Origin of the sequence: Nitrosospira sp. Nl5 (genome assembly GCF_900102495.1) — a bacterium.
GTDB lineage: Bacteria > Pseudomonadota > Gammaproteobacteria > Burkholderiales > Nitrosomonadaceae > Nitrosospira.
Map to the genome: position 1 here is coordinate 99,069 of NZ_FMVQ01000007.1, position 23,597 is coordinate 122,665.

The following is a 23,597-nucleotide window of genomic DNA, read 5'->3' on the forward strand; positions in this document are numbered from 1 at the left end:
AAAATCCTTGTGAAGCGTGGCACGAGCTGAAAAATGCGTAGCCGACTGCCGGATTTAGGTTCACGAACTTATTTTTCAGTTTGCCGCACAAACAATATTATCGGAAATAGGCCCGCCAGTACCAGCGCCACCGCAGGGAGAGCGGCCTGCTCCCAGGCGCCTTCAGAAGTCATTTCGAAAATTCTTACCGCGAGCGTATCCCAACCGAAGGGTCGCGTCATCAGGGTAATGGGCATTTCTTTCATCACGTCCACGAATACCAGCGTGGCAGCGGTAAATATTCCACCTTTCAGAATAGGCAAATGTACCCGCCGCAGCATTGTCCATCCGCTCAAACCAAGTCCCCTTGTGGCTTCATCGATGCTACTGGTTATACGTTGCATGGCGCTGTCTATCGGGCTATGACTCACCGCAAGAAAACGCGTCATATAAGCAATCAGCATCGTGGCAAGCGTGCCCTGGATCAGTAGTCCAGTCTCTATATGAAATAGTTGCATGGCTATTTCGCTCAGCCAGTTATCTACCCATGCAATCGGAATGAAAATTCCTATCGCCAGAACGGTGCCAGGGAGGGCATAACCGATAGTGGCAACGCCTACCGCGGCGCGGGTAACCGGATCGGGGTAGCGGCGCACCGCGTAAACCACAAGCAGTGCGACAGAACAGGTCAATAGAGCAGCAAAGGTGGACAGTAGTAGCGAGTGCCAGAGGAATTCCAGATAACGCTGGTCGAAATCCTGCGAAAAAACAACGGCCGCCCAAATACCCAATTGCGCAACCGGCAGCAGAAATGCAAAAAACAATGTGACTGACGCAAACCCGGTGAGCGACCATGCGCGCCACCCCTCGAGCGCTATGCGCCCCGCGCGCGCACTTTGCTTCAGTTCGGCATAGCGCATACGCGAACGAAACTGTTGCTCCATGACGATCATTGCAAAGACGATCACGATCAGCAATGAGGCGAGCTGAGATGCTGCGGACAACGAAAACATACCGAACCAGGCTTTATAGATAGCAGTGGTGAAAGTGTCGTAATTGAAAACCGCTACCGTGCCAAAATCTGCCAGGGTTTCCATCAGCGCCAGCATTATTCCGCCCGCGATCCATGGCCGTGCCATGGGCAATGCCAGCCTGAAAAATCCTTGTGTACGATTGAAGCCCAGCGATTGCGCCGCTTCCAGGGAACGTTTGCCCTGAGTAAGAAAGGCGTTGCGCGCCAGCAAATAAACATAAGGATAAAACGCCAGAATCATGACAATAATGACGCCCAGCCTGCCGCGGACATTTGGAAACCAAAATAGATCAGGCCCCAGCCAGGAGCGCAACGTAGTTTGGACCGGGCCGGTATAGTCGAATAGACCAAGTGCGACGAACGCGGTGACGTAAGCTGGAATGGCGAGCGGCAGCAACAGCGCCCAGGAAAAGAATTTTCGCCCCGGAAATTCACACACCGCGGTAAACCAGGCAAGACTTACTCCCAGGAGTGCGGCGCCGGAGCCTACTCCCAGTGCAAGCCAGAACGTATTCACCAGCACGCCGGGCAGTGTGGTTTCAACCAGGTGTTGCCAGACGTCGCCAGTTGGCGCGAAGAATGACGAGATGATGGTGCCGATAGGGACCAGCACCAGCACGGCTACCAAAAAAGGGATTAGACGCCAACCCCATGAAGCGCGATAAGCGGAAGATGAGAAGTGCGAAAAACCGGCTCTCGTGCTGCTACTTTTTCCCGTTAGATTGCGCGTTTCACCCTTCACCTTTTAATCTGAATCCGGCAGTTGTAGCGAATTCACAGCGAAGGTGAAAGACAAATAGCGCAAAAGGCCTTTGCGGGTCATGGCGCTTAACCGATCGATGAGCTGGAAAAATGAGCGCGAAACGGCGGGAGCCGGGTAAGCCTTTATCGCCAACCGGCCCGGTCCATCAGTTTAACCGCTTCTGTTTGCAACTCGCCGGCCGTGGTCACGTTTATCGGATTCTGTTTGAATGTTCCCCAGGCTGCAACTACGGGGCTGGATTTTATGCCGGGGTTGGCCGGATACTCCATGTTCACGTCGGCGAACAAGTTCTGTGCTTTCTCCGAGGAGAGGAATTCCAGCAGTTTGACAGCCGCCCCGGCATTGCGGGCATGCCTGGTAACACCCGCTCCGGAGATGTTGACATGAACACCGCTGCTCCCTTGGTTAGGCCAGAAAATTGCCAATGGCAGGGATGGGTTCTTTTCCATCAGGCGGCCAAAATAATAGCTGTTAACCAAGGTCACGTCGCACTGCCCCGCAGCGACGAATTCCATCGCCTTAGTATCATCGGACAGGGGATCAGTGGCAAGGTTGGCGACCCAGCCTTTTACAATTTGTTCGGTCCTGGCTTCGCCGTGCTCGGCGATCATCATTGCTATCAGGGATTGGTTATATACTTTTTTGGAAGTGCGCAGACACAACCGCCCTCTCCATTCAGGTTCCGCTAGCGCTTCGTAAGTCGAAAGATCGGAAGGCTTCACTTTTTCTATGTTATAAACGATGGGACGGGCACGCACCGACAATCCGAACCACCGGTTCTGGGGGTCGCGCAAATAAGAGGGGATATTGGCCTCCAGCGTTTTTGACTCTACTGGTCTCAATAGTCCTTCCCGCGCAGCTTCCCACAGGTTACCCGCGTCAGAGGTGATCAGCATGTCTGCCGGCGTGTTTTTTCCCTCCGCTTTGAGGCGCGCGAGCAACGGGCCTTCCTTATCGGTGACGAATTTTACGGTGATACCGGTATCTTTGGTGAAAGCGTCAAACATTGGCTTGATAAGTTGTTCGATGCGTGCCGAATAGACAACGATCTGCTCCGCCTGGGAGGCGCTGGCACCAAACAGCGTGACACAGCAAAACATTGCGGTAAGATAGCGGTTGAAGCAGGATCTCAGCATTTTTATCACTCCAAAGTTGAAAGAGCGGAAACAGTCAATAACAACTATATTATAAATGATAATAATTATCAGTAAAGCACGGTATTCGCGCTACCATGGATAAACCACAACCGAATCCTTCTTATCAGCGCCTGCAAGAGTTGCTTGCGATTCCCGAGAGGCAGCGGAGCGAAGCCCAATGGGATGAGATAAACGAGCTCGAGATTACTCTGACTCCTGTCAATCGCGCCGTTACTTCGGAGCAAGCCGCTCGCCGAAGGGTTGCTACTCCCGCTGGCCAGCAGCTAAAACCACGTGATGGCACGCAGGGCAAGAGGCCGCTCAAGAAGCTTCGCAAGCGGCCGCCCAAAGGAAGCGGAGGAAGTGGAAGTACGGGAAGTACGCCATAACCTGAATTGGGCCGCTTTCCGTCCATTCTTCACTCGTTCTTCCCGGCTAACAACAAATCATTTCCGATTTACCGCGCAGGGGCCCATCTCCTGCCCGAAATTATGGGAGCGGGCAGGGTGATGCTATTCGAATAATGATGAAATTTAAAGGGAGGAGTGATGCAACTTACAACCACCCCAGGCATTGATGGAAAGCGGGTCACGAAGTACTGCGGCGTTATCGCCGGAGAAGCAATTCTCGGCGCGAATTTGTTCAAAGACCTTTTTGCAGGAATCCGGGATCTGGTGGGTGGACGTTCTGCAACCTACGAGAAGGAGCTTCAGCGGGCCCGCGAGATTGCACTTGAAGAGTTGCGTCAGCGCGCCCAAGATCTTGGTGCAAATGCGGTGATCGGCATTGATATCGATTACGAGATAATGGGTAAGGACAACGGCATGTTGATGGTTTCCGCCAGCGGAACTGCGGTAATCGTAGAGACCATTGAGTAAGGATTCCTCAAACTCATGCGGAATACTTAACGGGGCCATCAGACAGAAGACAGGAGTTCGCTATCAGCAAAATTTGAAGGCATAAGCTGGCGGGGTACCGCAAAGATGGAAGCGGGAAAGGGCAATAGCGGCTACCAGGGAATAGTCTGGCCATCATAAGCGATGAATTTTCCCGAATCGGCCAGAGTCAATTGACTGATGACGTGGCGCATGCCGGACACGCTTTGGGTGGTGGAAATCAATGCGTTCGGTCCGCCCATTTCGGTCTGTACCCATCCAGGATGGAAAACCACCGCGATGACGCCAGCTGGCTTCAGATCGATGGACAGGCTCTTTACAACCATATTCACCGCAGTCTTGCTTGACCGGTAAATATAACTGCCGCCGCCACGATTGTCCTCGATGCTGCCCATTTTGCTGCTGATGGTCACAATAATTTTTTGATTGCTCCGGCCGATCTGGGTGGCAAACGTCTGTGCCATTTTCAGTGGAGCCATGGTGTTGACGAGAAATGCGTGCGCCCAAGCCTCATAATCGATATTATCGTTCTTATGCGTAGCCGTATAGATTCCAGCATTGTTCACGAGCAGATCGATGGATTCGTTGATTAGTGATAGTGCCAATGTTTCAATCTGCGCATGATCAGCGACATCAAGCGGGTGCATTGTAATCTGGTCAGGGTATCCTGCGGCGAGGGCGTTGAGCATATCCGATTTTTCCGGTTGGCGGCTGCAAGCTAGAACGCGCCATCCCTCCGCGGCGTATTGCCTGACGAACTCCAGCCCGATTCCCCGGTTGGCGCCTGTAATTAATGTGGTTTTCATGTTTCCTCCTTACGTTTATTTCACGTTTCTAAATCCTTCGAGGTTTACCAGAGTGCCTTGCTGCTGCTGTGACAGGTAGTGCCAGTGGACGAATACCGCAAAGTGAAGAGACTCTACAGTTTTTACCGAACACATATATAGAATTTAAACGAATGCCAATACTACAGGGAACGACGGATATGACCCAGCGAATTGCATTGGTTACCGGCGCGTCCAGCGGTATCGGGAGAGCGACCGCGGAACTTCTTGCCAAAAATGGCTATTACGTGTTTGCAGCCGCGCGACGTCTGGACAGGCTGGAACAGATACGTTCTGATCACATTGAGCCAGTTGAGCTGGATGTGACCGATGAAGAGGCCATTCGTATGACTGTCAATCACGTGATATCGACCAAGGGACGAATTGATGTGCTGGTTAACAATGCGGGGTTCGGTCAATTGGGCGCTATCGAATGTGTTTCGATGGAAGCGGCGCACCGACAGTTCGAAGTGAATGTTTTCGGCTATGCGAGATTCATGCAGACAGTCCTGCCCCATATGCGGGAGCAGAGGTCAGGATGCATCGTCAACATGACGTCCGTAATGGGCAAGATGTCAACTCCTGGCTTCGGTTGGTATGCGGCTTCCAAGCATGCCGTAGAAGCGCTAACCGATGCCGTGCGTGGCGAAGTGATGGAATTCGGGATCGAGGTCGTGCTTATTGCTCCGGGTTTGATCAAGACCGAATTCGTTCCCCGGCAACTGGCGCTGCTCGATACTGTTGCGCATCCGCCCGCTTACCAGAAAGTTATTAAGGGTCTTTATCATCTCCTGGCTAATGAACCGACGTCGCCGGGTCCCGCAATTATCGCGCAGGCGGTGCTTGATGCCGTTACAAGCGCCAATCCGCCGGTACGACATGCGTTGCCCCTTGATGCAAAATTAGCCGCGGCAGCAAGATGGCTGTTTGGCGCCCGTCTCTTTGCCTGGGTAATCCGCAGGCAAATGAAATTCTAGGATGCTCGTGTAGTGAGTCCGAGATATCGGTACTTAAAAATGACTAGATTGCCGCCATACTGCATTGCTCGTCGTTGCATATGAACAACTATGCGCGTCCTCGCGCCTTGTCTGACGCCAATCTAGTCATTTTTAACATTCCTTCACGGTTTATTCATTTGGATCGGTTATGTACCGATATCTCTGACTCACTACATCGGGACGGTATGAGGGGAAGCCACATTAGGAAATTTATCTTGCTGTAAATCAATCACTCGGCGCCTCCTTGGTTGAAGAAAAGAGATCCCAGGAGGCGATGAATAGCGCTGCAATCACCGGACCAATAACGAAACCATTCAGACCAAAAAGAACCAGGCCCCCGAGCGTCGAGATGAGGATTACATAATCGGGTATTTTGGTATCACGGCCGACGAGTACGGGTCGTAAAAGGTTATCAACGAGCCCGATCACAAATACGCCGAACGCGATGAGGACCACGCCCTGCCAAATGGCGCCGGTAAGCAGGAAGTAGATTGCTACCGGTACCCAGATCAATCCGGCTCCGACTGCCGGTATCAGGGAAAGGAAGGCCATCACAAAGCCCCATAGCAGTGCCCCCTGAATGCCGAGGAACGAGAACATGACGCCGCCTAATGCGCCTTGTATTGCGGCAACAGCAACATTGCCTTTTACGGTGGCGCGAATAACAGTTGTGAACTTGCTGAACAAATGCCGCTTGTGCTCCATGCTGAGGGGCATCGCTTGCTTGATCTTCGCGGAGAGAGCGGCGCCGTCACGCAGCAAGAAAAAAAGCAAGTACAGCATGATGCCGAAGCTGATGACGAATTCAAAAGTATTCTGGCCGATGCTAAGAGCGTGCATCGCAAGAAATTGACTGCCCTGTAAAACGCCGGTCGACAGCATCTCCTGCAGCTCGGAAATATTTGTGAGGCCAGAACGTTCCAGCAAATTGACCATCCATGGTGGCAAAGCGCTCATGATTTGAGAGAAATAGGCCCCAAAATTCAACTCTCCCGACCGGATCCGTTGGTAAACAACAACCCCTTCCTGTAGCAGGGAAATCGTCATTAGTGTAACCGGGAGAATCACCATGATCAGGCAGAGCAACAGGGTGGTGAACGCGGCAAGATTCTGGCGCTGGTGTAAGCCGGCCAGCAGCCGCCGGTAAAGCGGCATAAATATAATGGCGAGAATGGAGCCCCAGAATACTGCGCCATAGAATGGCAGAAGAATCCATCCGAATGCCAGCGAGACGACGATCAACATGAGCAGGAAGGTTTTTTTCTGAAGCTCGGGGGAATTCATAAAAATCCGGGTGATGAAGTGAAGACGCTTATTAAGTTCGTAACCCAATCCTACCTTAACTTAGCCTTAAGTAGGACAGTGGGGCGAGAAAAAGAAGGTGAGACCGTGGGTACGCTCTGGATTTTCTTGGCCGGGGTTCGAGGTATCTGAGGGAACGCCTTGCCAAATGAAGCAGTGCGACTAAGTATGCCAATCGCATTACCCGGGATGAGGTGTTCATATGCCGGCAGCCTGCCGGATTTGAGGAATCGAAATGAAAAAGCAGCTATTTCATTTATTTGTGCCGTTTTTTAATTTAAGTCTTTGATGCGCGAGCAGGCAGTACAAACGGCATGCAACCAAGCCGCTATCCAACCGGCTATTCGGATTGTCTCTGATGCCTGCTAACCGCTGTAGACGAGCCGGATGTTTGTCCGGAAAATGTCCCTTTCATCGATAAGAACGGACGGGCGATGTCTCGTTAAGTCGCGCTGCAAAAGCCCTCACGGGGTTTGTACGGAGGCCCCAAGGTTTTTGGCCAAGCTAAAAGCACTGCCGAGTTGCTACATCACGATGAACCACCTATTCAATATTCCGAAAAGTGATATCAGACCGAGAATTAACACGATCAGAACGACTAACGTCTTATCCGTTTTCATCACGATTCTCCTTCTTAAATTGATACATTCAGTCGGTCCGTTCAAGCTGGAAGCATAACCATAATTAAATTATGGTTTTAGTGTAGCGCAATATTCGGATGATGAATATATTTTTTATTTTGGCTCTATCCGGACAATCGCAGCAGGAGCAAAATTCGGAAGAAATGGGCAGCCTGGCTTCAGGCGTCGTATAATAATTGCTTCCATATCTATGCCAGTCCGCGATGGACAACGACATCCCTATGCTGCATATCCTCCTTGCTGAGGACAATCCGGCGGATGTGCTGCTCGTTCGGGAGGCCTTGAACGAGGCGCACATCGCGTGCAATCTCCATGTCATGAAAGATGGCGAACAGGTGATCCAGTTCATTGAAAGCCTCGATGCCGATCCGGCCGCGCCTCCCCTCGACATGCTGCTGCTCGACATGCACTTGCCCAAGCGGGATGGCGAGGAGATTCTCAACCGGCTTCGGTCCACGGAACATTATTCGCAGACACCCGTTATCGTCATGACGGCTTCGGAAGCGCCGCGCGATTATGATGACAAGAAGCACATTACGCATTACTTCAGGAAGCCCTCAAGCTTGAGCGACTATATGCAGCTCGGCGCCATCGTCAGGGAGATTGCCGGCAACAATTGTGCGTCGTCTAGCCGCATGGGTAGCGCAGCATGACATCGGAGCAAAAGACCGCTTTCAATCCTGCCCAGAATTCCAGCATTGAACATCGTAATGATCCGGCTGCAGAGTTTCTGGAACGCGGCAGTGGAACAGACTCGCCTAAGGGGTCGGACGATGAGATCGGGGAACAGGCCAGAGGCATTCTTGAAAGCATTACCGACGGATTTTGCGCCTTGGATAGCGAGTGGCGTTTCATCTATTTCAACGCAGCGGCGGAGCAGATGGCCGGCGTACCGCGCAGTGAGATCCTCGGCAGGAGCCAGTGGGATCTGTTTCCGACGACCTGTGGCACCGTTCTGGAGAGGGAGTATCGCCGGGCCGCCCGCGACCGCGTGCCGGTGGAGTTTGAGGTATGGTACGAGCCTTGGGCGCGCTGGTACGCAGTCCGTGCCTATCCCGCAAAGGCTGACGGCCTTTTCGTCTATTTCCGCGATGTCACCGAGCGCAAGCAGGCGACGGAAGCGTTTCAGGAAAGCGAAGCCCGGTTTCGGGCGCTTGTCGAGGCCTCAGCCCAGTTTGTGTGGAGCACGGACGCTGAGGGTGCCGTGGTTGAAGATTCGCCTTCCTGGCGCGCTTTTACCGGGCAAAGCTACGAGGAGTTTAAGGGGTCTGGCTGGCTTGATTACATTCATCCGGAGGACCGTGCACGGACTGCGGCTTCGTGGCGTGAGACGGTGACCACAAGAGCGCCTTATTCCCTGGAGTACCGGCTCAGGCACGTGAGCGGGGAATGGCGCTGGAACGCGGTCCGCGGCGCGCCGCTTGAGGCGGCTGACGGGACTATCAAAGGCTGGGTTGGGATGAACATTGATATTACCGGGCGTAAGAACGCGGAGAGGGAGCGCGACCGCATCAACGCGCTGCTTACCACCATTCTTGACAGTAGCCCCGACGTAATTGCCGCCAAAGACCCGGAAGGATGCTACCTTGCCTTGAACGAGGCGACGGCGCGAATGATCGGCCGGCCTGTCGCCGAACTTGTCGGCCGCACCGACCGGGAACTGGCCGATCCGAAGATCGCTGAGCCCATCATGGCCGTGGATCGCGAGGTAATGCGCACGGGAAAAATAGTGTCGACCGAGGAACAGTACCCCGATGCTACCGGCAGGATGCGCTTTTTCCACTCCATCAAGGCTCCGCTTCGCGACGGAACCGGCACGCGCGCGGGTGTCGTCATTGTGTCGCGGGACGTGACCAGGCAAAAACAGATTGAGGACGCCCTTCGCAAGAGCGAGGAAGAGTTTCGCACGCTCGCTGATAATATCTCTCAGTTCGCATGGATGACGGACGAGAAGGGATGGGTGTCCTGGTACAACCAGCGCTGGTATGACTATACCGGCACCACGCTGGAAGACATGCAGGGATGGGGCTGGCGGGAGGTTGTTCATCCGGAGCATGTGGACCGGGTCCTCGAGCATATCAGCCATTGCTTTGAAACTGGAAGAGTCTGGGAAGATACATTCCCTCTCCGGGGAGGGGATGGGAGCTACCGCTGGTTCCTGTCCCGCGCGCTAGCCATTCGCAATGCGGAGGGCGGGATTGTCCGCTGGTTTGGAACGAATACGGACATCACGGCCCAGCTGGAAACCGAGCAGGAGCTCAGGCGCGCGAATGCAGACCTTGAACAGTTCGCTTACTCCGCCAGCCACGACCTTCAGGAACCGTTGCGAAGCGTCAGTATATACAGCGAGCTTCTGGTCAAACGCCATGAGGCCCACCTGAATGGCGAAGCACGCGAGTTTCTTGAGTATTTGAGGGGCGGGGCATCGCGCATGGAGATGCTCGTCCGCGACCTCCTTGCTTATACGCAGGTGAGCCAGTTCCGCCTTCCGTCCGAAGAAGCCGATGCGAACGCGGCGTTGAAGGCGGCGGTTTCCAACCTTGCCAATGCCGTCGCCGAGAGCGATGCGCAGATCACCTCCGATGTGCTCCCGGCTGTCCAGGTGCATCGAATTCACTTGCAGCAGATTTTTCAAAATCTTGTCGGCAATGCCCTCAAATATCGCGGCGGCGAACGCCCTCTTGTACACGTGGAAGCCAAACAGCAGAATGGGTACTGGCGGTTCTCAGTCCGGGATAATGGCATCGGCATTAGTCCCGAATATAAGGAGCGGATCTTTGGAATTTTCAAGCGGCTACATACCAGTGATGAATATCCCGGTACCGGCATCGGCCTTGCTATCTGCCAGCGGATCGTGGAGCGATATCATGGCAGCATCTGGGTCGAATCCAGGCCAGGGGAAGGGTCAACCTTCTACTTTACGTTTGCCCGAGGATGCCGTCGCGCAGGCGCGTTTCCATATCCTGCTGGTCGAGGACAATAAGGCGGATGTGTTTCTCATGCGCGAAGCGTTGGAAGCGGCGGGGGTCGATGCGAACCTTCATGTGATGAGCGATGGGGAAAAAGCGGTTACGTTCATCGACGAGGCGGATGAAGATGGTGCAACGCTTCGTCCCTGCCTGGTTTTGCTGGATCTAAATCTTCCCAAAAAGCCGGGAATCGAGGTCCTGAGACATCTGCGCCGGAGCCGCAACTGTGCAAACTCCCTGGTACTGGTCGTTTCCTCCTCCGATTCCGAAAGGGACAGGATGGAGACTGCCAGTATGGGCGCAAATGGATATTTCCGTAAACCGTCGGGCTACGAAGCGTATATCAAAATTGGCGAAGTCGTAAAGGGTTTGTTGCTGGGACTATCGTCGGCGCCGCCCGTTACCGGGACAGAGCGGGAATGAGTGACAAAAAGCGGGAGAGACTATCCGGGGCGCCGCAAATTGTGATGTTCTGCGTGTCGCTGCTCGTGGTCTGCGCCATTGCGCTGCTGTCATATCGGAACATTGAAGCTGCCAAACAGGCTAGTGATCAGGGTAAAACCGCCCAGAGCGTCAGGGACGCGAGCAAGGATCTGCTGTCTATGCTCAAGGATGCCGAGACGGGCCAGCGAGGGTACCTTCTCACCGGAAAAGAGCCATATCTCGAACCCTATCACAACGCCGTGTCAGGGATTCCCGACCTGCTAAAGCAGCTCGATGCCCAGGCTGCCCAGACTCCGGAGCAGGCAGCGCGTGTACGGAAGCTTCAACCATTAGTGCTCGCCAAACTTGCCGAGCTCCAGAACACCGTTGAGCTTCGCCGGGCGAACAAACAAGCTGAGGCGCTGCTGATCGTCGACACGAGTCGCGGAAAAAGATTGATGGATGAGATTCGAATGCATGGCGCCGCCATCGAGCAAAGCATGGATGCCCGCCTTGAGGAGTTTGCCGCGGCTGAAAACGAGAGTTCGGACCGCCTCAGGGTCGTGAGTACGTTTGGCGGCGCGCTACTATTTGCTTTCGTCATTATCTCCGCGGTGGTCAACTTTCGCGGTATGTCGCGCCGTGAGGCGCTTTACAAAGAGGCGGAAGCCGCCAAAAAATTGTTCGCAACCACCTTGGTGGACATTGCCGACGCCGTGATCGTGACAGATGCCGGCGGCATTGTCACTTTCATTAACCCGGTGGCTCAAAAGCTGACGGGGTGGAAAGGGCAGGAAGCCTTGGGCCGTCACATCGGCGAGATATTTGCTATCGTTAATGAAACCACGCAGATCAAAATCGATAACCCGCTCGAAAAGGCCCTTGCAGAAGGCGTGACGGTCGGACTCGCCAACCATGCAAACCTGATCTCCAGGGACGGCCGACAATGTCCCATTGACGACAGTGCCGCGCCTCTTAAGGACGAGTACGGCAACCTCATCGGGACGGTTCTCGTGTTTCGGGATATCTCCGCGCGAAGGCATTCAGAACGTCAGTTGGAGACTGCGTCGGCGGCACTCCGGCGTTCCAACGAAGAACTCCAGCATTTCGTGAGTGCGGCTGCGCATGACCTGCGTTCTCCGTTGAATTCGGTAAGCGTCGTGACCCAATTGCTGTCTCGAAAATTAGAGAAGCAGCTTGATGGCAAGGACAAGGAGTTGATTGGTTACATTACCGATAGCGTGAGCCGCGTGGTGCGGCTTCTGGAGGCTCTTCTGTCTTTCGCCCGAGCGAGTCACTTCGATGTCGCAGCCGCCGGGCGCTTACCTCTTGACGGGGTATTGAAGGCGGTGCTTGACGACTTAAGCGTCGAGATAGCAAACGCTGACGCGACAGTCACATCGGACCCGCTGCCGGTGGTGGAGGCGCATGAGACACATATGCTGCAACTCTTCCAGAATCTGATCGGCAATGCGCTGAAATATCGTGGCCAGCACCCGCCTCGCATCCATGTTTCGGTCAAGCGGAGAGACGCGCAATGGGTCATCGGCGTGACGGATAACGGGATTGGCATTGATCCTTCATATGCCACGCAAATCTTCCAGCCTTTCAAGCGCCTGCACGGAGAAGAATACCCCGGAAGCGGCATTGGTCTTGCGACCTGCCAGAAGATTGTCGCGGGGTACGGCGGCAATATCTGGGTTGAATCCGAACCGGGTTGCGGATCAAAGTTTTTCTTTACGCTGGCGGTGGCTGATGCGCAAGATGCCGCTGCGATGACGGCTTCTTCCAAAGAACAATTCGAAACAACCGCCTGACGCTATTTTTTTGATACCTTCGAACGAGCCTCGCTGCTCTTGCAAGTCGAAGCTAGTGGTGTGCTTCGCAATTAATTGAACCTAAAAACGCGGCTTTTCGCGTCATGCATCGTTGCAAATCCTCGCGATAGATTCGACTATCGCTGTGGTTTGCGCCTAGCCTGACACAAAAATCCATCGCTTTTATTAGTCCAACCAATTCGAAGCGCACTACTAGAAAGCATGCCTCGGCAATTTCCGGATATCAACCGGATTTCAGCAGCGCATCCAAGCCCGCTTGCGCAATTTGCGCATCCTCGTTGGATCTTACGCCACTTACTCCCACCGCGCCGATGAACTGACCGTCCACCACGATGGGCAAACCGCCTTCGATCGGCAGGGTTCCAGGCAGCCCGAGATAACGTATACGTCCGTCCGAGACATGTTCCTCCCACACTTTAGTGGAACGGCGAAAGGCGATAGCGGCGCCAGCTTTACGGATTGCGACTTCAATGCTGCCGAACTGCGTGTTGTCGAGACGTAGCAGATGAAGCAGGTGAGCGCCATCGTCAACGATAGCAATCACGACCGGCCAATCGTTGCGTCTGGCCTCTATTTCTGCGGCAGCGGCAATCTTTTTTGCGTCATCGAGAGTCAGCGTGAGCTTATTATTCATAACGAATACCTGGGGGTGTAAGTTAAAACAGCGTTAAGCCCATTTCATCCAACAGCCAAAAATAAAGCACGCCGGAAGGTTCCGGCGTGCTTCGGAAGTGCCAGATTTTATAGCAGCGGCACAATTAGCAATGCAACAATGTTCATAATCTTGATGAGAGGATTAATCGCGGGGCCAGCGGTGTCTTTGTAAGGGTCTCCAACGGTATCGCCGGTGACAGCCGCTTTGTGCGCTTCCGAGCCCTTGCCGCCAAAGTTGCCGTCTTCAATGTATTTCTTGGCGTTATCCCAAGCTCCGCCACCAGCAGTCATGGAAATTGCGACGAAAATCCCGGTGATAATGGCACCTATCAGCACTCCACCCAAGGCCACCGGACCCAGTAGGAGGCCAACGATTACAGGGACTGCTACGGGTAGCAGGGAAGGGACTACCATTTCCTTGATGGCCGCCTTCGTTACCATATCCACCGCTCTCGAATAATCCGGTTTGGCGGTACCTTCCATGATTCCTGGAATCTCTTTGAACTGACGGCGCACTTCCACCACCACCGAACCGGCGGCGCGGCCCACAGCTTCCATCGCCATGGCGCCGAACAGGTAAGGAACCATGCCGCCCAGAAACAGGCCAATGATTACCATGTGGTCGGACAAATCAAAGTTCACCAGCTTGCCGCCGCTGGAAAGCGCATGGGTGTAATCGGCGAACAGCACCAGCGCCGCCAGGCCGGCGGAGCCGATGGCATAGCCTTTGGTCACCGCCTTGGTGGTGTTTCCGACGGCGTCAAGAGGATCCGTGATATCCCGTATCTCTTTCGGCAAACCGGCCATTTCCGCGATACCGCCCGCATTGTCGGTAATCGGGCCGTAGGCATCTAGGGCTACGATGATTCCGGCCATCGAAAGCATCGAGGTGGCGGCAATGGCGATGCCATACAGGCCTCCCAATTCGAAGGCGCACCAGATAGAGAGGCAAACGACCAAGACTGGAGCGGCGGTAGACTTCATGGAGACACCCAGCCCCGCAATGACGTTAGTGCCGTGACCGGTACTGGACGCCTGCGCAATATGCCTTACCGGCGCATACTCGGTGGAAGTATAGTATTCGGTAATCCACACCATCGCAGCGGTCAACACCAGACCTACCAGCCCGGCAAGGTACAGGTTCATCGAGGTAACCAGCTTGCCGTCTATCATTACGCCATCGCCCAGCATCACGGTTGTAATGGGATAGTAGGCGACCGCCGCCAGCACCCCGGCAACTGCCAGCCCACGGTAAAGCGCATTCATGATCTTGCCCCCCTCGCGTGCCTTGACGAAGTAGCAACCGATGATGGAGGCGATGATGGAGAATCCACCAAGCACCAGGGGATAAAGCACTGCATCCGGACCAGCGTCGGTGATGAGTAGTCCGCCCAGCAGCATGGTGGCGATAATGGTGACCGCATAAGTTTCAAACAGGTCAGCAGCCATCCCCGCACAATCTCCGACATTGTCCCCGACATTGTCGGCAATAACCGCCGGGTTGCGTGGATCATCCTCTGGAATGCCAGCCTCGACCTTGCCCACCAGATCGGCGCCGACGTCGGCACCCTTGGTGAAAATGCCGCCCCCGAGGCGGGCGAAAATGGAAATCAGCGAGCTGCCGAACGCCACGCCTACCAGAGCGTGCGTTGCTTCCGATGACGTGGCCCCCATTCCGGAGGTAAGGAAAGCGTAGTAGCCAGCGACGCCCAGCAGGCCCAGGCCCACCACCAGCATGCCAGTAATCGCACCACCCTTGAACGCAACATCCAGCGCGGCGTTAAGACCTTTCCTGGCGGCTTCGGCGGTACGTACGTTGGCACGTACCGATACGTTCATGCCAATATAGCCGGTCAGGCCCGACAAAAAAGCACCAAGGGCGAAGCCGACGGCGGTCTCCCAGCCTAGGGCCATAAAAATGGCTACCAGCAGAATGACCCCGACTATACCGATAGTGGTGTATTGACGATTAAGGTAAGCGGAAGCGCCCTGCTGAATCGCGGTGGCGATGTCGCGCATGCGCTCGTTTCCTGTTGGCAGATTCAGAATCCATTTAATTGAAAACGCTCCATACAGGAGTGCTGCCATCGCGCAACCGATTGCGATGATTAGACCATTACCCATTAAAATCTCCAGTTAAGATCAGGCCGTTTCAGGAAATGCGTGCGGAATTTCGGCCCCGTAATTCCGCAGTAAGTGGATGCACAAGAAAAAAATACAGAACACATGGACTGCTTTGTGCCATCTTTACTTCAGTTTAAAGAGATTCAAATCGTAAAGTCGCTCAATTTCTTCACGACAGCCACATTCTTCAGTCGTACGTAGTTGGGCAGACCATCCTTGTAAGGCGGGTAATCTTCACCCTTGATGAGCGGTGTGAGGTATTCCCGGCATTTGTCGGTAATACCGAAACCATCCTTGCTGATGTAATTCTTGGGCATCATTTTTTCCACGTTGGCAACTTTACTGAGCGGAGCCATGCCGACCTTCCACTTGTAAGGCTTGCTGGAGAGACGCTCAATCGTGGGCATTACCGAGTTATGCCCTTTGATGGCGAATTCCACCGCCGCCTTGCCCATCGCGTAGGCTTGATCCACATCCGTTTTTGATGCGATATGACGTGCCGCACGTTGCAGATAGTCTGCCACTCCCCAATGGTATTTGAGTCCGAGACCTTCCTTCACGATATTGGCTACAACGGGTGCTACGCCTCCCAGCTGGGCATGACCGAAGGCATCGCGTACCCCCTGATCGGAGAGAAATTTGCCATCCTCTCCTTTCACGCCCTCGGACACTACGACCGAGCAGTAACCGAACTTTTTGACGTAACTGTCCACCTTGGCGAGAAATTTCGATCTATCGAATGGGACCTCCGGAAACAGGATAACGATGGGAATCTCGCAATCCTTGCCGGATGCCAAACCACCCGCAGCCGCGATCCATCCGGCATGACGTCCCATCACTTCCAGCACAAATACCTTGGTCGATGTTTTTGACATGCTTGCGACGTCAAAGCTCGCTTCGAGCGTCGAAACGGCGATGTATTTCGCTACGGAGCCGAAGCCAGGGCAGCAATCGGTGATGGGAAGATCGTTATCGACGGTTTTCGGAACATGAATGGCCTGGATGGGATAGCCTAACGTGTCGGCCAGTTGCGATACTTTAAGGCAGGTATCAGCGGAATCCCCGCCCCCGTTATAGAAAAAATAGCCGATATTATACGCTTTGAATACTTCAATCAGACGTTCGTATTCGCGACGGTTCTGCTCCAGGCTTTTCAGTTTGTAACGGCAGGAGCCAAATGCGCCGGATGGCGTATAGCGCAGTGCCCTGATTGCCGCGATGGAATCTTTGCCGGTATCGATCAGGTCTTCGGTTAGCGCGCCAATAATGCCGTTACGGCCTGCATAAATCCTGCCTATTTTCCCTTTCTGCTGGCGCGCGGTTTCGATAATGCCAGCGGCGGACGCGTTGATGACTGCTGTGACCCCCCCGGACTGAGCATAAAAAGCGTTTTTTGCTGCCATGGTTCTCTCCTGATTATTTAAATCCTTTTTAGATCCTGTTTTAATCCTGGAGGCTGCTGCGGAACATATCCAGGCACGCTCCCATGGCGCTATAGTGCCGGCGGCACTATAGCGCTCGGCAGGATACCGAGTCTTGCCAATGCGGTATTGCTCTGTTCGCGAATTGTCCGACAGGCTGCTAGATCGAAGTTATTTCAGTGATGCGAAAATGGTGTCACGGATACTTTCAACTGATCCAACCCCAGCGACTTTCACATATCTGGGCGCACCATTTTCGCCATTAGCTGACCATTTCGAGTAGTATTCTACCAACGGCTCAGTCTGGGCGTGATAGATTTCGAGCCGTTTTCTTACGGTTTCCTCTTTATCATCGTCACGCTGCATCAGCGGCTCGCCGGTTAAATCATCTTCGTTTTCCGTTCTGGGCGGATTAAATATCACGTGATAAATGCGCCCCGAAGCCGGATGCAGCCGGCGACCCGATAAACGCTTGATGATCTCTTCGTCGGATACATAAATTTCAACGACGTAGTCGATCGGTACGCCCGCGGCTTTCATTGAATCCGCTTGCGGGATGGTACGAGGGAAACCGTCAAACAGAAAGCCTTTTATGCAATCCGGCTGCGCAATGCGCTCTTTGACCAGATTGATTATGATGTCGTCAGAAACCAGCCCGCCCGCATCCATGATCTTCTTGGCCATCATACCCAGCCTGGTTCCCGCCTTGACCGCAGCGCGCAACATATCCCCGGTGGAAATCTGCGGAATGCCGAAACGTTCCTTGATGTAATTAGCTTGCGTGCCTTTCCCCGCGCCGGGGCCGCCTAGTAAAATAATTATGATTATTTCCCCCTTCCCAATATAAAACTCCCTGCTGCAACGGCAGAGAGTGAGAAGCATTTATGCTTTGAGTCCGGCGATTATATCGCAGCCAGGCGGGATACCTAAATTTTTTACTGAGTCACAGCGATGACGAGCTTGTGAATTCCGTCCGTGCTTTGCATTTGCCCTCAGCGCAGGTGCGCAAAAAATAAACAAAACATCTGCTTTAGCCAACTCAAATAACCGTAAACAATCCATTATTCAATCAAGTTGACGCAACTGCTCCTTCAATTTCTTCAGCGTTGCGCTGTGGTTGGCAAGCCGCTCTTTTTCCTGCTCCACTACCTTGGCCGGCGCGCGCTCGACGAAGCCCGCATTGGCAAGCTTGTTTTCCGCTTTGGTGGTTTCGCCTTCAACACGGCTGATTTCCTTGGCCAGGCGCTCACGCTCCGCAGCGATATTGACTTCGATTTTCAGCATTACCCTGAATTCGTTCACGATCGCTACCGGTGCTTCGGCATGCGGCAAACCGTCCTGCATGATTTCCACATGCGAAAGTTTAGCCAATGCCATGAGGTAGGGAGAAAAATCAGTCAAAGTTTGCTGGTCGCCGGCAGCCAGGAGAGGAATCCTTATTGCTGGAGACAGATGCATTTCACCTCGCAACGCGCGGCAGGCATTGATCATTTCCTTGAGCGTGACAATACGCCTGATGGCGTCGTCGCTAATATGCGCCGGATTGGCTCGAGGGTATGGTTGTAGCATAATGCTTGCGCCTTGCCTGCCTGCAAGCGGGGCGATTTTCTGCCACAACTCTTCCGTAATAAAAGGGATAATGGGATGGGCCAGCCGCAATGCCGTCTCCAGTACCCGTGCCAGTGTGCGGCGCGTGCCTCGCTGTGCGGAGTCATTGCCGCTATTTAACTGTACCTTGGCAAATTCCAGATACCAGTCACAATACTCATCCCAGACAAATTCGTAGATTTCACGTGCAGCAATGTCGAAGCGATAGTCGTGAAAAGCCTGCTCCACCGCGCTTTCGGCCTGTTGCAAACGGCTGATTATCCATCTGTCGGCGTCGGAATACTCCAATGGCGGTTCACTGGACAAACCCGTGGCCGAATCCGTGATCAAACCTGTATCTTTTCCCTCGCAATTCATCAACACATAGCGGGTGGCATTCCACAGCTTGTTACAGAAATTCCGGTAACCTTCGCAGCGCTGCATGTCGAATTTGATGTCGCGGCCATGGGATGCGAGACTGGCAAAAGTGAAGCGCAGGGCATCGGCACCAAATGCGGGGATACCATCGGGGAAATGCTTGCGTGTAATTGCTTCAATAGATTGCGCCTGCGTGGGATTCATCAGCCCGGTTGTGCGCTTGGAGATCAGATGCGGCAATGTGATGCCGTCGATGAGGTCCAGCGGGTCCAGCACGTTGCCTTTGGATTTACTCATCTTGTGGCCTTCCGCGTCGCGGATCAGCCCGGTTATGTAGACCTCGTTGAACGGTACCTTGCCGGTGAAATGCAGTGACATCATGACCATGCGCGCCACCCAGAAGAAGATGATGTCGAAACCGGTAATCAGGACGGAAGTCGGCAGAAAAGTCCTGAGCTCCGGGGTTTCTTCCGGCCAGCCCAAAGTGGAGAACGGCCATAGTGCCGATGAAAACCAGGTATCGAGAACGTCCTCGTCCTGGCGCAAAAGAGGAATTCCGGTTTTTTCGGCGTGTTGTTCTATTTGCTCAATGTCTTCATCAAATTTAATCTGTGCTTCCAGGATCGCAATTTTATCATGTAAGGTTTGCCGACCTACAGCACCCTTGAGACGCTCGAAGTATTTCTCGTATGCATTTTGTTTAGTTTTAGCTACGTAAATGTTGCCATCATCGTCATACCATGCCGGAATCCGATGTCCCCACCACAACTGGCGCGAAACGCACCAGTCCTGGATATTTTCAAGCCATTGGTTATAAACGTGACTCCAGTTTTCCGGCGTAAATTTCACGTCGCCAGCCGCTACCGCTTGCAGCCCGCGTTTTGCCAAACCTTCCATCGCGACATACCATTGATCCGTGAGCATGGGCTCGATCACCGTGTGCGTGCGATCGCCGCGTGGCACCATCAGTTTGTGGGGTTTGGTCTCAACCAGTAATCCCTGCACTTCCAGATCGGAAATAATTTTCTTGCGGGCATCAAAACGGTCCAGTCCCTGATATTCGGTGGGGGCACAATCATTGATCTTTCCATCCAGTGTAAAAATGCCGAGTGGAAGGAGCTTGTGTCGCTGTCCCATCTGGTAGTCATTGAAGTCGTGCGCGGGGGTGATTTTCACGCAGCCGGTCCCGAATTCCGGATCGACGTACGCGTCGGCGATTATCGGGATGCTGCGTTCACATAACGGGAGGCGCACATGGCAGCCGATCAGGTGCCGATAACGTGGATCATCCGGATGCACGGCCACCGCCATGTCGCCGAGCATGGTTTCAGGGCGGGTGGTAGCGACGACCAGTCTTTCCGCTCCTGCCCCGTTCGAGTTTACGCCCGCACCCTTTTCGAGGGGATAGTGGATATGCCATAGAAATCCGTCTTCCTCCGTTGACACCACTTCCAGGTCGGAAACGGCGGTTTGCAGTACCGGGTCCCAGTTCACCAGACGTTTGCCGCGGTAGACCAGGCCCTCGTGATAAAGCCGGACGAAAACTTCGGTGACGGCGCGGGATAATCCTTGATCCATGGTGAAGCGTTCACGCGACCAGTCACAGGAAGCTCCCAGGCGCCGCATCTGGTGAGTAATGGCGGAGCCGGATTCTTCTTTCCATTGCCACACGCGCTTGAGAAATTCGTCGCGTCCAAGATCACGCCGATTTATGTGTTGCTGATCCAGTTGGCGCTCGACGACGATCTGGGTGGCAATGCCGGCATGATCCGTGCCCGGCTGCCATAACGTATTGTCTCCACGCATGCGATGATAGCGCGTGAGCGCATCCATCAATGTATGCTGGAAAGCGTGCCCCATATGCAGCGTGCCGGTTACATTGGGTGGCGGCAACATGATGCAGTAAGCAGGGGCTGTTCCAGCGGCTGTTCCATTCGACATGGACTTGAAGTAGCCAGAGGATTCCCAGTGAGGATACCAATGACTTTCGATTATCCGGGGGTCAAAGCTTTTTTCGAGTTCCATGAAGATTGAGATGGGCGGCGCCGGAAAACCAATTATTATAATGGAAGACGCAGGCAGGGATTGTTATCGCTGAGCGAAGTGCTGCCTACGGCGAATGATAATCGATGGTCGAGATTGTAGAGTGGGCGGCAAAAACGTAAAGACAGCGTTAAAGACCAAATAGACGGTTTTCCAGTGCCTGGACCAATGCTATCCGTCCTTTGGCATCGAGATCGAGGCCTACATCCCTGAGTGCGGAATCCAGAATTTGCTCCAGTAGCGAGGAGATATCAGAATGAGCCGACAGCATTGACGGAGGCAAAAGGACTGTTTCAGTAAGCGTTGGTATGTTGTCGGCTGCGGTCAGCGAGGCCTGCTCCGTCGCGGCCTCGGAGGGGGAAATCGAAAGGGAGGCGAGGGTGTCCGTTTCGGTCAAAACTGGAGGCTTGCTCTCGTGTTTGTGCAGCAGCGCATCCAGCCTGCTCAGGATTTCATCATAATCGGCCTCTGACGAACTTTCGTTGCTATTTGTCATGGATACCAGGATCTATGAGGCGATGGATTGAAGGATGGAAGGATGGAAGGACAAGTCATGGCGGACGGTGATAAGCAAAACGAGGATTCAGAGTTTGAGCCCATCTATGCCATCCCAAGTTTATGATGGCGAATTTCGTACCCTCGATCCTGATAGAAGCGATAGCGCTTTCGTGCTGCGTGCGTATCTTCCGGCGCGCTTCCGGCGACTTCGATCAAACGCTGAAAACGGCTGAAGAAAGGTGGATGCTCGATATCCAGATTGAGTAGTACGTCATCATGTAGAGTTTTCGTGGCTTGACGGCCGATTACCACCGGAGTCACACTGGCCAGCTTGTCCTCGCCGCGGCAGTGGGGAATAAAATCGATCGGCGAAAAAGTCCACAATAACTTGTCGAAGCGCTCGGCCATGGCTGCATCAGGCGTATAAATCATCAGTTTGAGGCCTTGCCGGACCACCTTGGCGGCAAGACGGCAGGCAGTTTGTAACCGATCGCCACCGCCGGAGTAAAAGTCGATCTCGGTCATGGATGTGTTACAGAGTTTTCTTCATCGTCCGCCCGACCAGGAATTGCGTCAGCAGTGGTACCGGGCGGCCTGTTGCACCTTTTTCCTTGCCGGACTTCCATGCAGTGCCAGCGATATCCAGATGAGCCCATCGATATTTCTTGGTGAAGCGCGACAGGAAGCAGGCTGCGGTAATGGTTCCAGCAGCGCGTCCCCCGATATTGGCGATATCGGCAAAATTGCTTTTCAATTGCTCCTGGTAATCGTCCCATAATGGCAGGCGCCATGCACGGTCGGCCGCCTGGCTGGAAGCATGCATCAACTCCTCCGCCAGTTCTTCATCATTGCTAAGCAGACCCGTCGCCACATGCCCCAGCGCGATGACACAGGCCCCAGTGAGGGTGGCAATATCAATGACCGTTTCCGGGTCATAGCGCTCGGCATAAGTCAGCGCATCACACAGGATCAGCCGTCCTTCAGCATCGGTATTGAGGATTTCTATGGTTTGTCCTGACATGCTGGTGACGACGTCGCCGGGTTTGGTGGCATTGCCGCCGGGCATATTCTCGGTAGTGGGAATGATTCCGACTAAATTAATCGGAAGTCGCATGCGCGCAATTGCTGTAATGGTACCGAGCACGCTGGCTGCACCGCACATGTCGTACTTCATCTCATCCATTTCCGCTGCGGGCTTCAATGAAATGCCGCCAGTATCAAAGGTAATACCCTTCCCCACCAGCACCACGGGCTTGTCCTTTTTTGCTCGTCCCCAGTATTCCAGCACGACCAGCTTGGCAGGTTGACGGCTGCCGCGTGCAACCGCCAGCAACGACCCCATGCCGAGATTTTCCATATCTTTCTCTTCCAGGATGGTAACCTTGAGCTTATAAGTCTTCGCCAACCCCGCGGCTTGCTCCGCAAGGTAGGTTGGGGTGCAGATATTGGGTGCGAGATTACCCAGGTCCTTGGCCAGGTTCATGCCTTCGGCAATGGCAAGTCCTTGTTGCATGGCTACCTCGTTCGCGGCCAGCTCGGCTTGGTTGCCGGAATTCATGATACCCAGATTGACCTCGCGCAGACGCGGTTTGTTTTCTTCAACCTTGCTTTTGAGGCGATCGAAGCGGTAGATGCTTTCCATCGCCACGATTACTGTCTGGGAAATTTTCCAGGCGTTGTCGCGCTTTTCTGTCGGTATCCCGGTTAAAAACAGGGCAGCGTCCGCGGCTCCGGTTTCATGGAGTGTCTTGAAAGCAGTGCGCACTGCATCACGATATCCTTTATCGCCGAACTCGCCTTCCTTGCCGAGGCCCACCAGAAGTATTCGCTCGCACAAAGTATTGGGCACATTGTGCAGCACCAATGCCGAGCCGGTCTTGCCTTCCATATCGCCACTGTGCAAGATACCGCCGATATAACCATTGGAGATCTTGTCCATTGCAAGCGCAGCGTCGGTCAACTTGCGCGGCTCGAATACGCCAACCACCACACAGGCGCTGCGCTGTTTCTCCGGGTTCTCGCTTTTTATGCTAAATTTCACTACTAGCTCCTTCCTTCATGGTCTTGCCCGCAGATTTCTCAAAACCGGA

At 53.8% G+C, this 23,597-nt stretch carries 19 protein-coding genes; 7 read left to right on the top strand and 12 right to left on the bottom strand.

Annotated elements, in window-relative coordinates; translation table 11 throughout:
• Positions 1–68: 68 nt before the first annotated feature.
• Both BLP45_RS08540 and BLP45_RS08545 read right to left on the bottom strand, forming a co-directional pair.
• Entirely contained in the window at positions 69–1,754 is a 1,686-nt protein-coding gene (locus tag BLP45_RS08540) for an ABC transporter permease (RefSeq protein ID WP_090371711.1), read from the bottom strand.
• A 143-nt stretch (positions 1,755–1,897) separates the two neighbouring features.
• Positions 1,898–2,911: a Fe(3+) ABC transporter substrate-binding protein gene (locus BLP45_RS08545; protein WP_090371712.1), complete on the bottom strand. Its 1,014-nt coding sequence runs from the start codon at positions 2,909–2,911 to the stop codon at positions 1,898–1,900.
• A gap of 95 nt (positions 2,912–3,006) precedes the next feature.
• Here BLP45_RS08545 and BLP45_RS08550 point away from each other — a divergent pair, with 95 nt between their 5' ends.
• Both BLP45_RS08550 and BLP45_RS08555 read left to right on the top strand, forming a co-directional pair.
• Complete coding sequence (locus BLP45_RS08550) at positions 3,007–3,300, top strand: hypothetical protein (protein ID WP_090371713.1); 294 nt, start codon at positions 3,007–3,009, stop codon at positions 3,298–3,300.
• Between the two features lie 159 nt (positions 3,301–3,459).
• Positions 3,460–3,789, top strand: a complete 330-nt coding sequence (locus BLP45_RS08555) for a heavy metal-binding domain-containing protein (RefSeq protein WP_090371714.1) — start codon at positions 3,460–3,462, stop codon at positions 3,787–3,789.
• A 131-nt stretch (positions 3,790–3,920) separates the two neighbouring features.
• Here the strand turns inward: BLP45_RS08555 and BLP45_RS08560 are convergent, their stop codons facing one another.
• Positions 3,921–4,613: an SDR family oxidoreductase gene (locus tag BLP45_RS08560; RefSeq protein ID WP_090371715.1), complete on the bottom strand. Its 693-nt coding sequence runs from the start codon at positions 4,611–4,613 to the stop codon at positions 3,921–3,923.
• 179 nt (positions 4,614–4,792) lie between these two features.
• Between BLP45_RS08560 and BLP45_RS08565 the strand changes: the two genes are divergently transcribed.
• On the top strand, positions 4,793–5,608 hold the full coding sequence (locus tag BLP45_RS08565) for an SDR family NAD(P)-dependent oxidoreductase (protein ID WP_090371716.1): 816 nt from the start codon (positions 4,793–4,795) through the stop codon (positions 5,606–5,608).
• Between the two features lie 246 nt (positions 5,609–5,854).
• Here the strand turns inward: BLP45_RS08565 and BLP45_RS08570 are convergent, their stop codons facing one another.
• Positions 5,855–6,913, bottom strand: coding sequence for an AI-2E family transporter (locus BLP45_RS08570; protein WP_090371717.1), 1,059 nt, complete (start codon positions 6,911–6,913; stop codon positions 5,855–5,857).
• 880 nt (positions 6,914–7,793) lie between these two features.
• Between BLP45_RS08570 and BLP45_RS08575 the strand changes: the two genes are divergently transcribed.
• The 4 genes from BLP45_RS08575 to BLP45_RS08590 are packed head-to-tail and all read left to right on the top strand — an operon-like array spanning position 7,794 to position 12,781.
• Positions 7,794–8,225, top strand: a complete 432-nt coding sequence (locus BLP45_RS08575) for a response regulator (RefSeq protein WP_176754712.1) — start codon at positions 7,794–7,796, stop codon at positions 8,223–8,225.
• On the top strand, positions 8,222–10,555 hold the full coding sequence (locus tag BLP45_RS08580; protein WP_090371719.1) for a PAS domain-containing sensor histidine kinase: 2,334 nt from the start codon (positions 8,222–8,224) through the stop codon (positions 10,553–10,555). The genes BLP45_RS08575 and BLP45_RS08580 overlap by 4 nt, the downstream gene beginning before the upstream one ends.
• 16 nt (positions 10,556–10,571) lie before the next feature.
• Positions 10,572–10,964 carry a response regulator gene (locus tag BLP45_RS08585; RefSeq protein ID WP_176754713.1) on the top strand — a complete coding sequence of 131 codons (393 nt, stop codon included), beginning with the start codon at positions 10,572–10,574 and terminating at the stop codon, positions 10,962–10,964.
• The gene (locus BLP45_RS08590; RefSeq protein WP_090371721.1) at positions 10,961–12,781 is read left to right on the top strand and encodes a sensor histidine kinase; all 1,821 of its coding nucleotides are present in this window, start codon (positions 10,961–10,963) and stop codon (positions 12,779–12,781) included. The genes BLP45_RS08585 and BLP45_RS08590 overlap by 4 nt, the downstream gene beginning before the upstream one ends.
• Before the next feature lie 244 nt (positions 12,782–13,025).
• Here the strand turns inward: BLP45_RS08590 and BLP45_RS08595 are convergent, their stop codons facing one another.
• The 8 genes from BLP45_RS08595 to BLP45_RS08630 all read right to left on the bottom strand — a co-directional run bounded on the left by BLP45_RS08595 (position 13,026) and on the right by BLP45_RS08630 (position 23,548).
• On the bottom strand, positions 13,026–13,436 hold the full coding sequence (locus BLP45_RS08595; protein ID WP_090371722.1) for a GlcG/HbpS family heme-binding protein: 411 nt from the start codon (positions 13,434–13,436) through the stop codon (positions 13,026–13,028).
• A gap of 107 nt (positions 13,437–13,543) precedes the next feature.
• Complete coding sequence (locus tag BLP45_RS08600) at positions 13,544–15,580, bottom strand: sodium-translocating pyrophosphatase (RefSeq protein ID WP_090371723.1); 2,037 nt, start codon at positions 15,578–15,580, stop codon at positions 13,544–13,546.
• A gap of 143 nt (positions 15,581–15,723) precedes the next feature.
• Entirely contained in the window at positions 15,724–16,983 is a 1,260-nt protein-coding gene (locus tag BLP45_RS08605; protein ID WP_090371724.1) for a 6-phosphofructokinase, read from the bottom strand.
• 189 nt (positions 16,984–17,172) lie between these two features.
• On the bottom strand, positions 17,173–17,826 hold the full coding sequence (adk, locus tag BLP45_RS08610) for an adenylate kinase (protein ID WP_090371835.1): 654 nt from the start codon (positions 17,824–17,826) through the stop codon (positions 17,173–17,175).
• A gap of 240 nt (positions 17,827–18,066) precedes the next feature.
• Positions 18,067–20,991 carry a valine--tRNA ligase gene (locus BLP45_RS08615; RefSeq protein ID WP_090371725.1) on the bottom strand — a complete coding sequence of 975 codons (2,925 nt, stop codon included), beginning with the start codon at positions 20,989–20,991 and terminating at the stop codon, positions 18,067–18,069.
• Positions 20,992–21,139: 148 nt separating this feature from the next.
• The gene (locus tag BLP45_RS08620) at positions 21,140–21,505 is read right to left on the bottom strand and encodes a hypothetical protein (RefSeq protein WP_090371726.1); all 366 of its coding nucleotides are present in this window, start codon (positions 21,503–21,505) and stop codon (positions 21,140–21,142) included.
• A 104-nt stretch (positions 21,506–21,609) separates the two neighbouring features.
• Positions 21,610–22,032, bottom strand: coding sequence for a DNA polymerase III subunit chi (locus BLP45_RS08625; RefSeq protein ID WP_090371728.1), 423 nt, complete (start codon positions 22,030–22,032; stop codon positions 21,610–21,612).
• Between the two features lie 7 nt (positions 22,033–22,039).
• Entirely contained in the window at positions 22,040–23,548 is a 1,509-nt protein-coding gene (locus BLP45_RS08630) for a leucyl aminopeptidase (RefSeq protein ID WP_090371732.1), read from the bottom strand.
• Positions 23,549–23,597 lie beyond the last annotated feature (49 nt).